This is a genomic window from Enterococcus florum (genome assembly GCF_004309355.1).
GTDB classification, from domain to species: domain Bacteria; phylum Bacillota; class Bacilli; order Lactobacillales; family Enterococcaceae; genus Enterococcus_A; species Enterococcus_A florum.
This window is the reverse complement of sequence record NZ_BJCC01000017.1, coordinates 78474-92921: the sequence shown is the minus strand read 5'-3', so window position 1 is coordinate 92921 and position 14448 is coordinate 78474. Positions and strand designations below refer to the sequence as shown.

The 14448-nt window shown below is 42.7% G+C and carries 13 protein-coding genes; 11 read left to right on the top strand and 2 right to left on the bottom strand.

Annotation, left to right across the window (positions count from 1 at the left end; genetic code table 11):
• The first annotated feature begins 156 nt into the window (after positions 1-156).
• The 4 genes from NRIC_RS11440 (at position 157) to NRIC_RS11425 (ending at position 4444) form a co-directional block, all read left to right on the top strand.
• Positions 157-1635 (top strand): aspartyl protease family protein, encoded by a 1479-nt coding sequence (locus NRIC_RS11440; RefSeq protein WP_146622840.1) that lies wholly within the window; start codon positions 157-159, stop codon positions 1633-1635.
• Between the two features lie 97 nt (positions 1636-1732).
• A complete protein-coding gene (locus NRIC_RS11435; protein ID WP_146622839.1) occupies positions 1733-2557 on the top strand; it encodes an efflux RND transporter periplasmic adaptor subunit in 825 nt (274 codons plus the stop codon).
• Positions 2554-3240, top strand: coding sequence for an ABC transporter ATP-binding protein (locus tag NRIC_RS11430; protein ID WP_146622838.1), 687 nt, complete (start codon positions 2554-2556; stop codon positions 3238-3240). Before NRIC_RS11435 ends, NRIC_RS11430 begins: the two co-directional genes overlap by 4 nt.
• Positions 3230-4444 carry an ABC transporter permease gene (locus tag NRIC_RS11425; protein WP_146622837.1) on the top strand — a complete coding sequence of 405 codons (1215 nt, stop codon included), beginning with the start codon at positions 3230-3232 and terminating at the stop codon, positions 4442-4444. Before NRIC_RS11430 ends, NRIC_RS11425 begins: the two co-directional genes overlap by 11 nt.
• Before the next feature lie 401 nt (positions 4445-4845).
• On the opposite strand, the gene NRIC_RS11420 is transcribed toward NRIC_RS11425, so the two are convergent.
• Together NRIC_RS11420 and NRIC_RS11415 are read right to left on the bottom strand one after the other, a co-directional pair.
• On the bottom strand, positions 4846-5817 hold the full coding sequence (locus tag NRIC_RS11420) for a helix-turn-helix transcriptional regulator (RefSeq protein ID WP_146622847.1): 972 nt from the start codon (positions 5815-5817) through the stop codon (positions 4846-4848).
• Between the two features lie 86 nt (positions 5818-5903).
• Complete coding sequence (locus NRIC_RS11415) at positions 5904-6611, bottom strand: GntR family transcriptional regulator (protein ID WP_146622836.1); 708 nt, start codon at positions 6609-6611, stop codon at positions 5904-5906.
• A gap of 168 nt (positions 6612-6779) precedes the next feature.
• Here NRIC_RS11415 and NRIC_RS11410 point away from each other — a divergent pair, with 168 nt between their 5' ends.
• The 7 genes from NRIC_RS11410 to NRIC_RS11380 all read left to right on the top strand — a co-directional run bounded on the left by NRIC_RS11410 (position 6780) and on the right by NRIC_RS11380 (position 14445).
• Entirely contained in the window at positions 6780-7763 is a 984-nt protein-coding gene (locus NRIC_RS11410) for a sugar isomerase (RefSeq protein WP_146622835.1), read from the top strand.
• Between the two features lie 223 nt (positions 7764-7986).
• Positions 7987-8406: a PTS sugar transporter subunit IIA gene (locus NRIC_RS11405; protein ID WP_146622834.1), complete on the top strand. Its 420-nt coding sequence runs from the start codon at positions 7987-7989 to the stop codon at positions 8404-8406.
• Positions 8403-8873 (top strand): PTS sugar transporter subunit IIB, encoded by a 471-nt coding sequence (locus tag NRIC_RS11400; protein ID WP_146622833.1) that lies wholly within the window; start codon positions 8403-8405, stop codon positions 8871-8873. The genes NRIC_RS11405 and NRIC_RS11400 overlap by 4 nt, the downstream gene beginning before the upstream one ends.
• A 16-nt stretch (positions 8874-8889) precedes the next feature.
• Complete coding sequence (locus NRIC_RS11395; RefSeq protein WP_146622832.1) at positions 8890-9678, top strand: PTS mannose/fructose/sorbose/N-acetylgalactosamine transporter subunit IIC; 789 nt, start codon at positions 8890-8892, stop codon at positions 9676-9678.
• Positions 9679-9693: 15 nt separating this feature from the next.
• A complete protein-coding gene (locus NRIC_RS11390; RefSeq protein ID WP_146622831.1) occupies positions 9694-10509 on the top strand; it encodes a PTS system mannose/fructose/sorbose family transporter subunit IID in 816 nt (271 codons plus the stop codon).
• 91 nt (positions 10510-10600) lie between these two features.
• On the top strand, positions 10601-11578 hold the full coding sequence (locus NRIC_RS11385; RefSeq protein ID WP_146622830.1) for an SIS domain-containing protein: 978 nt from the start codon (positions 10601-10603) through the stop codon (positions 11576-11578).
• 137 nt (positions 11579-11715) lie between these two features.
• Positions 11716-14445 (top strand): sigma 54-interacting transcriptional regulator, encoded by a 2730-nt coding sequence (locus NRIC_RS11380; RefSeq protein ID WP_146622829.1) that lies wholly within the window; start codon positions 11716-11718, stop codon positions 14443-14445.
• Positions 14446-14448: the final 3 nt, after the last annotated feature.

Sequence of the window (14448 nt, the reverse complement as noted above, 5' to 3'; positions counted from 1 at the left end):
TACCCCTATCTAGGATTTAATTATTTCCTTGTCCTAGATAGGGGTAGCATAGCATTTTGTCTGCAGTCTTTTTTGTTTTGGAAATTCAAGGTTCAATCAAGCTTGGATGAGTAGGATGAAGCTGCAACAGGAATTTATAGGAAAGGTAATGTAACGATGAACAAAATAATTCGAAGCAGTGTCATTTTATTAATGCTTTATGTTGCTGCTCTGGGTGCACTGCTTGGCGGCTGCGCTTCAAAGGAGCAGGAGAAAAAGCAAGCAACGGATCAAACTTCCTCGTCTACTAAGTCGATTGATCCGCCGATTCATTTTTCTCGTGGCGCACTTTCCAATCAGTTGAAGCAACAGGAGCAGGTGTTGAAGGATTCACCGGATGATCTCAGAAATACGATTAGCTATGCCCAAACTCTCTATGCCTTGGGGAATTTCGATTATGCGGAAAAGATCATTGAGCCCTTATTAAACAAAAAGAATCCCTCACCCTCAGCTATCGAACTCTCCGCAAGACTGAACTATGTTAAAGGAAACTATCAAGAAGCAGAAACCTTGTATCGTTCATTATTGAAGAAAAAAGATTTTTCGGACAAGGCCAAAAAAGGCTTGCGGCACGTTTTCTACCAAACCAATCAGTATGCAAAAGTGCAGAAACTGATTGATGAAAAAGAAAGTGCCAAAGATCCGCTGCAAAAGTTGATGGAGAGTTTTGGTGAGGAAACACCTTATCAAATGAATTGGAATGGTCTGGAAAAGGAAACCATTCCTTTTGTGGCTAAAGATCCAGCGCCAGTCATTCCAATTGAAGTCAATGGTGTCAGAATGAACGCCGTAATTGACACGGGAGCGGATGGACTTATGATAGATCAGGAAAAGGCCCTAGAATTAGGCATAGAACCAATTGTTGATTTTGAAGGCAGATTTGAAGGTGGTAATCAGGGCTTTGCTGCTTATGCTAGGGCTCAGTCCTTGAAGCTGGGAAATGTGGAGCTGAATCACGTTCCAACGACACTGATTCCGCTGAAAAATAGGCAGGAGGAATTCCTTTCGGAGGTTTCGGAGGTTCACGCTGTGATTGGAGTGAATGTGTTGCGGCAATTTATTCCAACTATCGATAATCAAACAGGTGAACTGGTGCTTGTTCCACGAGGTGAAACTGGACATAATCAGTTGAAGAATATTCAGCCAGGAGAAAAGGTCGTCGGTCGGTTAGCTTTTACATTAGCGGGCACTCATTACCTCCATACCAAAGGCACCTTAAATCGCACCAATTATTTGAATATGCTGGTGGACTCAGGGCTAATGACTAAAGGTGGAAATGGTCCAATTTTATCAGGATCTTTAATGAAACTATTAAAAATGCCCACGCCGCAGCTGAGTGAATCTGCGATGTCAGGAATGGACGGCAATAGATTTCAGGTAGGCATGGTTTCAATTTCTTCCTATGGGCTAGGAAATATTCAGGCTGGCAGCGCCATCGGTCAATACTACAGTGGTGAGATGCTGGAAAGCTTAAGTCAGTCTAACGGCTTTGTATCCGATGCAGCGATTGGCCACAGTTATTTGAAAAATTTCAAATGGACCATCGATTTTGATGAAATGTCGCTGATTTTAAGCCAAATCGAGCAGAGTGTGTAAAAGAATTCAAGGTTTAATCAAGGTTAATCCGCTAAAGTAGGAGCATATCTAGCCGGAAAAAATCCAGCAGATTAAAAAAAATCAAAGGAGTACATGTATGAAGAAAAAAATCTTAATTGGTTTAGGAATAGTGATTGTTGCGGCAGCCGGCTTCCTTTTTTACCAAAGTTCACAGGCGGCTGCAGAGGATGAGGGCACACCCGTAGAACTGTATGAAGCAAAAAAACAAGAGCCTTTGCGGTTAAAAGGTCAGGTCCAGCCTGTTAAAAAGCAATCTGTTTTTGTAAATGAAGAGAAGGGGCCTGTCCGAACGATTCACGTAACAGAAGGACAGCATGTAGCAAAAGGAACGCCCTTAATGACGTATCGTTGGGGTGAAATTGTTCGTGCGGAGCATAACTCGGTAGTCACTTCATTAGACGAGGATGCCAAAAATGATGCACAAAAACCAATCATGGTGCTAAAAAGTGAAGAACAAGTGATCAAAGGTACAGTTACCGAATACGATCGATCAAAAATCAATTTGGAACAGCCAGTCGACATTCAGTATGTAAGCAACGGTCAGGTTGTTCAAGGAAGAGTGACCAATATTTCGGAAATGAATAATGAACCAGAGGAAGACAGTCAGAAGGGCATCGTTACTTACAATTATACCGCAGTTTCAGATCAGCCAATTCCAGTAGGCTATTCGGTGGAAATTCTAATTCCAAGAGACGAAATTCGCTTGCCAGAACAAAGTGTTTTCGAAGAAGACGGTGTTCATTATGTGTATACGGTCAACAAAGGCAAAGCCGAAAAGTGTCAAATTACTGCCGAAAAAGTCAGCGGGTATTACATCTTGAGAGAAGGGCTGCAAGAAAACGAAGAAATCATCAAAGATATTAAGGGCATTCGTGATGGGATGGATGTGACTGCTGAATGATCGAAATGACCGGAATCAATAAGTATTACACAGTTGATCAGGAAAAAATTCATGTTTTAAAGGATATTTCCTTAACCATTGATGAGCACGAGTTTGTGGCAGTCATGGGACCTTCAGGATCTGGGAAATCCACCCTCATTAATACTATCAGTTTTCTAGATGGTGAGTTTGAAGGGACTTATCGTTTTAATCAGGAAAATCCTTATCGTTTCAAAGACGAAAAGCTTTCGGCTCTGCGGAATGAATCGGTAGGGTTTGTGTTTCAAGCGTTTCAACTAATTGAAAACAATACCGTAATGGAAAATGTCGCGTTACCGCTGCTATACGGCGGCATGAAGCAACGAAAAACAAAGCCGCTAGTTATGGAAGCTTTAAAAAAAGTCGGAATTGCGGATAAATACAATAAACTGCCAAAACAGCTTTCGGGTGGTCAGCAGCAGCGGGTGGCGATCGCCCGCGCGATTGTTGGAAATCCTAAATTTATTGTCGCGGATGAACCAACTGGAGCCTTGGATAGTAAAACCTCCGATGAAATCATGGCGTTGTTCAAGCGTTTGAATCAGGAAGAAAAGGTAACGATTTTAATGGTTACTCATGATCCTGAGGCAGCGGCACAATGTCAGCGGACCATCACTGTAAAGGATGGCGAGCTTGTGAAGGAGGGTGAAGCGTTTGCGTATTAGTGAAATTTGGAAAACCGCCCTTAAAGCCATTGGCAAGAACAAACGTCGCAGCTTTCTAACTATGATTGGCTTAATTATTGGGGTTTCTGCTGTAATTACCGTGTTTTCAATTGGTCGTGCCTTTGAACAATATTCATCAGAATTACTAGGATTAGATTCCTTTGATAATAGTATCGGCTATTCTTTTACCCCGAAAAATGAGGATTTTGAGGAAAACGGTTTGGATGCTTTTACTCAAGAAGACATGAGTCGCTTAGAAACCTTGGACGGGGTAGAGTCTGTCGATTACTACGACCAATCAGAAAATGGTATAAAATATGCGGAACAATCCATCAAGGAAGCGGGAAACACCAATCGTGCCAACAGCTTTAAGCTGCTAAAGACTGAAGGAACGCCAGTCCTTTATGGCCGTCCGATTATGGAGAGCGATCACATTAACGAAAATCGTTCAGTAGTAATTGATGAAGTCACTGCTAAAGCCATTAACGAAAAGGAACCGGAATCACTCATCGGCAAATCCATTACGATTGGTGGGCATCTATTTGAAGTTGTGGGAATTATGCCCGAACGCCAGCCAGGTCCCATCGTAGTTTCTCAGGATACTTATGTAACAGCTGAGATACCAGAAAGCAGCTATGAGCGCTTCTTTAAATCAGAGCAGCATGACATGATTTCAGTCAATATGAAACCGACTGCCAATGTGGAGCAAGTCTCAAAAAATGCGGAAAATATGTTAAAAGAGCAGGGTGTTTGGCGTGATTATGGCAACTATGCAACCGAAGATATGACTAGTCAGGTAGAAACCTTGCGCACATTACTGACAAGTATTACCTTATTGATCTCCGTGATTGGCGGTATTTCGTTGTTTATCTCCGGAATTGGTGTGATGAACATGATTTACATTTCTGTTTCGGAACGAACCAAAGAAATTGGTGTTCGTCGAGCTATGGGAGCTACCAAAGGAAACATTATGAAGCAGTTTCTGCTTGAAGGTGTAACCTTGACCATGCTGGGAGGAACAATTGGCTACTTGTTTGGCATGCTGTTCGGCCTATTAATCAGCATGATAACGCCTCTGTCTGTGAAGCCAGACTTGTTTACAGTGCTGCTTGCCGCTGGATTATCAATTGTTGTCGGTATAATCTTCAGCTGGCTGCCAGCGAAAAATGCAGCGAAAAAGGATATTGTGACCTTGCTGCGGTAAGGGCTTGAGGAAGAGGCAAATCATTTTTCAATCTACCAACAACGAAAAAGCGATGTGGAGCTTGTTTTCGGAGCAGCCAAAACTAAGGCTTCACACGATTGTATGTACGAAGCAAAAAAAGTTTATTGTGAGATAGGCTTGTCTTTCTGGCGCAAAATTTTAGGAAGTTGTGCAAGCGATTAGCAAATAACGGAAAAAATTCAGATGATTCAGCCCCTCCTATGAGGATAAGATCACCAGTGTTTCTTTTATCCAGAGAAGAATAGCCGTCAAAAACTTGTCGAAAAGTTTTTGACGGCTATTTTACTTTAGTTAAGAGACGGGTCAGCCTCCTGCTGTCTATTTTTTCATTTCGTTAAAGGTATAAGACAGTCACAATTACTGTTATTGTTACAGCAAGTTTATGAAGTCTTCCTCACTGGTCGTACATATTTCCAATAACGCTCGGGATCATGATACATGTAGATGATTCTGCCAGCAGAGGTATCATAGCTGTAGCCCGTCCCCGCAAAATCAAAGGAGGCCATCGCTGTTTCCAGCTTTTCTTCAATGCTGCGGTTTTCCTGCTCATAATCAAAGGGGCCATGTTCAAAGACTAAATATTCTGCTTCAGGAATATCGGTTAAGGTCATCTGTTCAGGAACTTCTCCAGCGTAATCCGCCGGCAAACGGACTCCGTAACACTCAATCCGCGGAAATCCCCAATCACAAAGTCGGCCGTTGGGATCATTTAGATAAGCCATCAGCTGACCGCTGCCGCTGTTAGCTTCACTGCCGCCGTCATCATCCAGTTTGCCTTTAATACTGTCCAGCAAACCCGAAATTGTATCACAATCCTGCCCGGGAATGTGGCTCTGCTTCTCCCAAAAATCCCAATAGCCATTGCTTTCACTATTGCTAACATGCAGGAACCTGTGGGCCGGAATAGTGACAAAATAAATCTTCAGATCGTCGGTTGTTTTGATCATACCTATCTCTCCAAATCCTAAAAAGTAGCGGTCAAAGGCATGAATTTTTGTACGAAGAACCACTGGTTTTGGATTTTTGCGGTACTCACTAGGCGCAATTCCGTAAGTATTCTTGAACGCCCGGGTAAACGCTTCGTGAGAAGAAAATCCATATTCGAAAGCAATATCCAGCAGACTTTTCTCGCTATCCCGCACTTCCTTTAAGGCAAAGGCCAATTTACGCCGCCGTAAATAATCCCGAAATGGCATGCCAGTGATTTCTTTGAATTTACGTGTGGTATAAAACTCCGAATACCCCAGCTTGCGAGACAGAAAACGCAAGGTCAGTGCTTCATCATTGTAATGATGAATACAGCTGTCAATTTCGTCTACGATTTGTTGGATTTGCTGCTGCCATTCATACATTTGTTTCACCTCTTTCAACCACCCTACAATTACTATAAGGAAATCTGCCGGGTGCCGCTTGATTTTAGTTGCGGTTATGGAGGTTTCTACAAATAATACTTAAACAAATCGGGCAAATCCACCCGCACCAATTCTTCTGAGGCCAGTACCAGCTGGTTGGCAGCATCATAGACAGTTCCCGTATGATGAATGACTGAAATGCCGCTTTGCACATTAAAAAGCTTGGCTTCTTCATCCGTCAGCTGACTAATCGCCACTTGATTCAATCCTTTGTAATCGGGTTCGATCTGATGATCTTCTAAGATTTGATACAAGGAACCGGTCAAATCCTGTGCCAATAAAAAATCAAAAGCTGCTGGGAAAAAAGTTTTTTCCAGCATAATAGGAACGCCGTCGATTTTGCGCATCCGTTGAATTTCAATTAGGCTGTCTGTTGCAAATAGGTCAGCGAAGTTTCCTGGCGCAGCAGCTTTGCTCGCAGAGAGTACCTCCGAGGTTAACTTTTTTCCTTGCTCTTGGCAAACTTGTGTGAGGGAGAGCGTCTTTTGGCGGTCGTGATTCTGACGTTTAACGAAGCTGCCTTTGCCTTGCAGGCGCGTCACATAGCCTTCGGTCACCAGCTCGTCAATTGCTTTTCGCACAGTGATGCGGCTGACCTTGAATTCCTTTTGAAATTGCGCTTCTGACAGCAGCTTGTCTCCCGGGGCTAATTTTTTGTCTTTGATTTGCTGTAAAATTGCTTCCTTTATTTGTATGTAAAGTGGTTTGGTTGTGTCGACAACTTTTTGGTCCATTGGCTTTCACCATCCTTCCTTTTATTATAAATAAAAGCCAAGTTTAATTCAACTATAGGATGAATTTTCAATAATGTTCTATACATGTATTGACTTTAGTTTCTATCTTGTATTATACTCGTTCTATCGAATGACAGAGGTCATTGATAGTCAAAAGGAGGAAAACAAATGGAAACCAGAGGAATCATCGAAGCAATTAGTGAAGCAAAGCAAAATGTTGGGGGCATTAAGCAGGTGGTTTGGGTTGCAGCCGGCGGCAGTCATGGCGGGTTTTATCCAGCCCATTATTTTCTTGATCAGGAAGCAAAAACAATCCGTTCGAAGAATATTACTAGTAATGAATTTGTTAAAGCACCACCATCCTTCGTGGGAGAGAACACGGTAGCCGTGATTTGTTCCATGAGGGGAACAGCTGAAACGATTGAAGCAGCTAAGGTTGCGAAGAAGCTAGGCGCCGCAACGATCGCTTTGTATGTAGACGAATCAGAATTGACGGAGCTGTGCGATTACCAAGTAAAATACGAATCGGTAGCCTTAGATGAGAGTGACTTTTCTAAAACCAATTCGGCTTACGGCTTAAAGCTTGCGATGTTGATTATGGATCAGGTGGAAGGCTATGACCAGACGGAAACGGCATTGGCCGAATTTTCCAAGATTGATGCCATTTACCGCCAAGCGGTCCTGGATATCCGACCAAAAGCGATTAAATGGAGTATGCAAAACCGGGAGTCAACCTCGATCCATGTAATGGGCAGCGGACCAGCTTTTGGCGCGGCGTACATTTTCTCCATCTGCAATATCATGGAAATGCTGCAAATTGATTCGCCGACGGTTAACAGCTGCGACTTTTTCCACGGGCCTTTTGAAGTGATTGATGAAGATACTTCTGTTTTCTTGCTGGTTAGTGAAGGCCGCAGCCGGTCCAATGATGAGCGGGCGGTTCGTTTCCTAAATCAATTTGGCGGCAAAAAAGTATTTTACTTGGATGCCAAAGAAATCGGCGTCGACAAATTTGACCCAAGTGTCAGCGAACATTTCAATCATCTGATTTATTCGCCGATTTTGAACAATGTATTTATGCGGGAGCTGGCGTACCAAATTAAAAAGGATTATATGACCCGAACCTATATGTGGAAAGCACCTTATAAATAGGTAGAAGGATAGAAGACCGATGAATCTGACTAGGAATCGTGGGTCTTCTTTTTTTGTACCTGAATTCTAATCAACACTTTGTTTCCATACTGTTTACAGGGTATCATTAAAGTGTTGATACCGTTTTCAAAAACCTGCTGTGACGGGGGCTAGCCTGGTCTGGCAAAAGTTGGCACGCAGCTTGCTTATAGTAAAGTGTAAGTTGAAATGAGGAGGTTAGAGCGTGAACAAGATTATTTTAGCCAGTCACGGAGAATTGTCACAAGGGTTGAAACAAACAGCTTCAATGATCATTGGCGATGATGGCAATATTTTCGCATTGTCGGCTTTTCGAGACGAAGATGAACCGATCAAAACACAAGTAGAAAAATTACTAAGTAAACTAGGTGGTGAGCAGGTCTACATCTTAACAGATATTTTTGGTGGGAGTGTCAATAATGATTTGTTGGTCATTCAACGGGCACATCCAGAAGTTCATTTGTTAACCGGTATGAATTTACCGCTGGTTATTTCAATTGCTACGCAGCCAACTGAAATATCGCCAGAACAAATGCAAGGCATTGTGGAAGAAAGTCGTCAAGGGCTGATCGACTGCAAGCAGCTGTTAACAGAAAAAATCAATATTGGAGGAGACGATTTATGATTAAGCTAACGCGAATTGATTATCGCTTATTGCATGGACAGGTGGTATTTTCTTGGACCAAGTCGATGGGGATTAATCGAATTATTGTAGTGAATGATGAGGCAGCCACTGATGATTTCAAAAAGATGTCGTTAAATTTGGCGAAGCCCACCGGAGTAAAACTGAACATTTTTACCGTAGAGGAAGCCCTGAGCAAAATGCCCAAGGTAGAAACCTTAAAGGAAAACATCATGCTGATTTTTGGCAATACAAAAGAAACATTAGCTTTTTGTGAAACGTATCCGAAGATTAAAGAAATCAACTATGGCGGTATTCCAAAAACCGGCGACGCTAAGCAATTCAGCAGTGCGATTTTCTTAAATTCAGAAGAACAGACGGAAGCAAAAAAATTAAAAGAGATGGGCATCAAGCAGTACATTCAACAGATACCAACCTCTAAATCGGAGGATTTAAATAAATTACTTTAAAAAGGAGGGCTTTTAAATGTTGGTACAATCAATAGTGTTAGGGTTGATTGCGGTATTTGCTATGTTGGATTCTCGTCTGCTGGGTCGTTTGAATTTTGAACGTCCGTTAATTGTGGGGACGATGGTTGGCTTGGCATTAGGAGATTTAGGAAAAGGGTTGTTGGTTGGTGCCTCAATTGAATTGATTTCATTGGGGGTTGTTCAAGTCGGGGCAGCTGTACCAGCTGATATGACGTTGGGGGCAGTTATTGCGACGGCATTTGCTATTTTATCGGGTTCCAATGCGGAAACGGCCTTGACGATTGCGATTCCGATTGCAGTATTAGGTCAGCTTCTAGGGATCTTGATGCGAACGGTTTTGGCCAGCTTGACTCACCGAGCCGATTCACTGATTGAGGAAGGTAAGTTTAAAGGTGCGCAGCATATCCACATTGTCTGGGGAACGATTTTGTACTCATTAATGTATTTTGTTCCAGTTTTCCTAGCAGTCTATTTTGGAACGGATTTAGTGAAGTCAATTGTCGAAGCGATTCCTGAATGGATCACTGACGGCTTGAACTTGGCAAGTAAAATCCTGCCGGCTTACGGGTTTGCGCTGCTTTTGCAAACCATGTTGTCGATCAAGATGATGCCATTTTTGCTGCTGGGCTTTTTGATTACGGCATATTCAGGCTTGGGAATTACTGGTGTGGCATTGTTTGCGATCATCGTAGCCTTTGTCATGTATCAAATTGAAGCAAGTAAATCTGGCGGCAGCGGTGGTGGCGGTCAAATGGAAGAACCAGATCCGCTCGACGATTTATAAAGGGAGGCTAAAAAAATGGGAAAAGAAAAAGATCCAAATTTCAAAAAGTATTGGCAGTTCTTCTGGCGCTCTTGGGCAATTCAAGACTCGTGGAATTACGAACGGGCAATGAACATGGGCTTCCTATACGGGATTGCGCCAACCTTGGATCGGATTTACAGTGATCCTAAAGACAGCGAGCTGAAAAAAGAAGCTTACCAGCGTCACATGCTGTACTACAACTGCACCCCGCAAACCAGTGCCTTTGTTTTAGGCTTAGCGGCTTCAATGGAAGAACAGTATTACGAAGATCAGGAAGGCTTTAACCCTGAAACGATCAGCTCAGTAAAAACTTCTTTAATGGGTCCATTGTCAGGGATTGGGGATTCTTTCTTCCAAGGAACTGTTCGGGTCTTGGCTTTCGGCTTGGGAATTAACTTAGCACAGCAGGGCAGTATTTTAGGACCGATTTTAGCCATGATTATTTCCTTTGTTCCGTCATTTCTGGTGACCTATTATGGCGGGAAATTCGGCTATAACATGGGGAATAAATATTTAACCAAGCTGTATGAAGGCGGTTTGATGGACCGGGTAATGTATGTCTGTTCAATTGTCGGATTGATGGTCATTGGGGCGATGATTGCCAGCATGATTGGCATCACAACGCCGTTGAAATTTGGCGAAACCTTTGTATTACAAGACGTATTAGACACCATTATGCCGCAAATGCTGCCATTTGCATTGACTATGCTGATGTATTGGCTGCTGCAAAAGAAGGTCAACACCAGTGTTATGCTATTGATTTGTATTGTGGGCGGACTTGTTTTGAGTGCATTAGGAATTTTCGTTTAATCAGGATAGCTGAAGCACTTCTGTGGAGTGAAAACAAGGCAGATTTGTTTCTCTAAATAAAAAAAGAAATCACAAGGAGGAATTCAAACAAATGAATTCAACTATGGGACCAAAGGAAATTATTCAAGAAATCGTTGGCAAGCAGGAGGTCAAACACGTTGTCTTCGTCGGCTGCGGAGCATCAAAAGCAGATTTGTATCCAGCAAAATACTTTTTAGACCAAAATGCAAAACAATTACGTATCAGTCACTACACAGCCAACGAGTTCAACTTTGCAACACCAACATCCGTGAATGAACACTCAGTGGTTATCTCAGCGTCTCTTGGAGGTGCAACTCCAGAAACAGTTGAGGCCAATGCCGTTGCCAAAGATAAAGGCGCTACTGTTATTAGTTTAACACGAAGCGTAGATTCACCGTTAACAAAAGATGCAGATTATGTCATTTATCATCGTTTTGCTGAAAACTACGCAGCAAAATTAGAGAAAACAGGCTACTGTTTACAGTTGGCCGTGGAGCTGCTAAATCAAGTCGAAGGCTATGAACATTATGACAAAATGATGGACGGCTTTGCTAAAATTTACGATCTTTCTGAAGAAAGCGCACAGTCCGCTCGTAAAATGGCGAAGCAATTTGCACAACGCTTTAAAGATGACAAAGTAATTTACATTATGAGTAGCGGGGCGACCCACGAAGTTGCGTACTCAAGCTCGGTTTGTCTAATGATGGAAATGCAATGGATCAATTCAGGCACCTTCCATGTGGGTGAGTTCTTCCATGGGCCATTTGAAATTACCGACAAAAATGTACCATTTATCCTATTTATGAATGACGGCAAAACACGTTCGATGGATTCTCGTGCCTTAGCCTTCTTGGATCGTTTTGATGCGAAAACCGAAGTCGTCGATGCATTGGATTACGGCTTGTCTGCCCACATCGAAAAAGAAGTTTTGGATTACTTCAACCCATTTGTCATCACAGCAGTCTTCCGGGTGTATGCGGAAGAGCTGGCAATTGCGAGAGAGCATCCATTAACGAAACGCCGCTATATGTGGAAGCTTTCTTACTAGAAGAAGCGTTCCTTCTGCGAATAAAACTGAGACAGCTGTCTCGGTTTTTTCGCCTTGTTAAAAAAATGCTCCGTTTGTGGTCAAAATGTTTTACAGTAGAGTTAGGTACGAAAAAACGATCAAAGCAGGTGAAAAAAATGAAAAAAGAGTTGGATGAGTACTTGTATGAATTGACTATGAATCTAAAGGAGGGATCGGAAGAACGATTTTCGGCCCACCAGATCGCTGAATCACTGCAGCTGAATCGCAGTACCATAAGCAGCTACTTAAACCAGGCATTTCGTGATGGAGAGCTGATTAAAATTAAAAGTTACCCTGTTTTGTTTCTACATAAGCAAGCATTAGAGGATGCGGAGCTTTTTTTGACCAAAAATGAGTATGATTCCTTGGATGAGCTTTTTGTTCAAAAGGAAGGCAATGCCTTAGAGGAAATTATCGGTGCCAATGGCAGCTTGAAGGAAGCGCTGGATCAGATTAAGACGGCGGTTCTTTATCCGCACAACGGCTTGCCGATTTTACTAATGGGTGTCAGCGGATCGGGAAAAACCTTTTTGGCTGAAAAGATTCACGAGTATGCCAAGGAACAACAGGTCATTGAAGCCGACGCTCCTTTTATCGCCTACAATTGTGCGCAATATTATAATAATCCGGAGCTGTTGTCTTCGGCATTATTCGGACATACCAAGGGAGCCTTCACTGGAGCAGATCAACAGCACAGCGGCTTGATTGAAAAGGCCGATGGCGGGATTCTGTTTTTAGATGAGGTTCATCGCTTAAGTGATGAAGGGCAAGAAAAGCTGTTTACTTTTATGGATACCGGCGAATTCTCTCCGATGGGGGACACCAGTATTCGTAAAAAGGCGCAGGTTCGGCTGATTTTTGCCACGACAGAAAATGTGTATTCGGCCTTTTTGCCAACCTTTTTACGCCGGCTGCCCGTGATTGTCACCTTACCGAAATTCCAAAACCGCCCACAATCAGAGCGGCTGCGCTTGATTGATTCCTTCTTCATTACCGAAAGCGATATTTTGGACAAGGAGCTGCAGGTAAGCTATCAAATGATCGACTTTTTATTAAATAGTGACTTGGAGGGCAATGTCGGGAAAATCAAAAACATCATCAAATACGCCTGCGGCAATGCCTATGTTCATCAAAAGGAAAGCGACATTGTACAGGTCCGCCTGCGGGATTTGCCGCTGGAATACAGTCTGAAGTTCAAGGAGCAATTCAGCAAGCCCAAGAAGCAATTACCGAATCGACGCTATTTGCCTAATACCACCCAGCAAACTCAGCTGGAAAGTAAGGAAACCCAAATGCTGCGGAGCTTTTTTGTCGAGATGCTGACGGAATTTAAAAAAGTCCAGCAAAAAGAAAGTCTGACTCAACGATTTATTGATACGATGGTGGACCGAGTTACGCAAATGATGGATGAATTTATTTTCCAGGAAACCTACAAGAAGGAAGAATCCTTTTATTCGGTGCTGACCTATCATATTCGCCAGTCGTTGGACATGATGTATGACAGCTACGGCTTTGAACAAGACGGCAATCGAGTGGTCTCCTTGGCAAGTTATCTTTATTTAAAGGACAACGAGGATATTTTAGGCAGCCATTACGAATGGAAGGAACAGAAAAATGAGCTGATTGAGTTTTTGAACGGTTCATTGGAAAGTCCTTACTGGTTTGCCAAGAAGCTTTTGACACATTTGTCTCAGCAGCTGGACCAGCAATTATTTGAAGAAGACATTGTCTTTGTCACCTTCTATTTTTATAGCTTGCAAATTAGTGATCTGCCTAGTGATGTTAAGAGCATTGTGCTGGCACATGGCTATTCTACTGCCAGCAGTCTGGCTAATGTAGTCAATCGCATGCTGGGGAAAAATGTTTTCCAAGCTTATGACATGCCGATTAATATTACGTTGGACAAGGTAGAAGCACAAATTATTCGCTATATTAACGATTATCGAACCGATTCCGGACTAATTTTGCTTGTAGACATGGGGTCCTTCAATCAATTGGGGGAACGGCTGTCGAAGCATATCAAAAGTCCGCTGGTGATTATTGACAATGTCAGTACGCCGCTAGTTTTGGAGGTGGGGGATCACATTGTTAAAGGCGACAGTATTACGGAAGTTTACGAAGCGATCACTGTGGAAAAACGGATTCAAAAGCAGCTGATTATTCCAGAGATCAACAAGAAAAAAGCAATAGTCACCTGCTGCTACACCGGCATGGGCAGTGCCACCCAAATTCAAGAAATTTTGCAGAAGTGTTTAGGGGATGCGGCTAAGGATTTAACGATTGTTCCGTATGATTACAAAAAACTATTGGAAAATAAATTATACGAAGCTCCTTTTCAGCTGTACGATGTGCTGATGATTGTGGGGACAGAAAATCCGAAAATTAATCAGGTTCCTTATATTGGCTTGGACCAGTTGATTAATGGCGAAGCTGTTGAGGAATTTGCAGAGCTCTTGCAGGACCAGGTGGATTTGGATGCGGAAACCTTGAAGAGTCAGCTGATCTTCAATTTCTCGATTAATAAAATTGTCGAGAATTTAACGATTTTGGATGCTACTAAGGTATTGCGCTTGGTGCAAAAGGCTGTGAAGGAATTGGAGCAATTGATGGCCATTGAATTCTCCAACAATCAGTTGTTTTTACTGTACATGCACTGTTGCTCTATGATCGAACGAATCCTGCGTAAGGAAACGGTGGATGAGCAGGAGGACATCGACGAATATGTACAGCGGGAGGGAAAAAACATGGAGCTGATCCACCAGGCCTTCAAGGAAGTGGAAAAAGAATATACCATTGAGCTGCCAGTATTGGAGCTGCGATTACTAAACGACATTGTGAAGGAATAGGTG

Excerpts from the sequence above, each read along its gene's own strand:
- NRIC_RS11440 (WP_146622840.1), top strand. The coding sequence starts at position 157 with ATGAACAAAATAATTCGAAGCAGTGTCATTTTATTAATGCTTTATGTT.
- NRIC_RS11415 (WP_146622836.1), bottom strand. The coding sequence starts at position 6,611 with ATGGACCAAAAAGTTGTCGACACAACCAAACCACTTTACATACAAATA.
- NRIC_RS11390 (WP_146622831.1), top strand. The coding sequence starts at position 9,694 with ATGGGAAAAGAAAAAGATCCAAATTTCAAAAAGTATTGGCAGTTCTTC.
- NRIC_RS11400 (WP_146622833.1), top strand. The coding sequence starts at position 8,403 with ATGATTAAGCTAACGCGAATTGATTATCGCTTATTGCATGGACAGGTG.
- NRIC_RS11395 (WP_146622832.1), top strand. The coding sequence starts at position 8,890 with ATGTTGGTACAATCAATAGTGTTAGGGTTGATTGCGGTATTTGCTATG.
- NRIC_RS11380 (WP_146622829.1), top strand. The coding sequence starts at position 11,716 with ATGAAAAAAGAGTTGGATGAGTACTTGTATGAATTGACTATGAATCTA.
- NRIC_RS11410 (WP_146622835.1), top strand. The coding sequence starts at position 6,780 with ATGGAAACCAGAGGAATCATCGAAGCAATTAGTGAAGCAAAGCAAAAT.
- NRIC_RS11435 (WP_146622839.1), top strand. The coding sequence starts at position 1,733 with ATGAAGAAAAAAATCTTAATTGGTTTAGGAATAGTGATTGTTGCGGCA.
- NRIC_RS11430 (WP_146622838.1), top strand. The coding sequence starts at position 2,554 with ATGATCGAAATGACCGGAATCAATAAGTATTACACAGTTGATCAGGAA.
- NRIC_RS11385 (WP_146622830.1), top strand. The coding sequence starts at position 10,601 with ATGAATTCAACTATGGGACCAAAGGAAATTATTCAAGAAATCGTTGGC.
- NRIC_RS11420 (WP_146622847.1), bottom strand. The coding sequence starts at position 5,817 with ATGTATGAATGGCAGCAGCAAATCCAACAAATCGTAGACGAAATTGAC.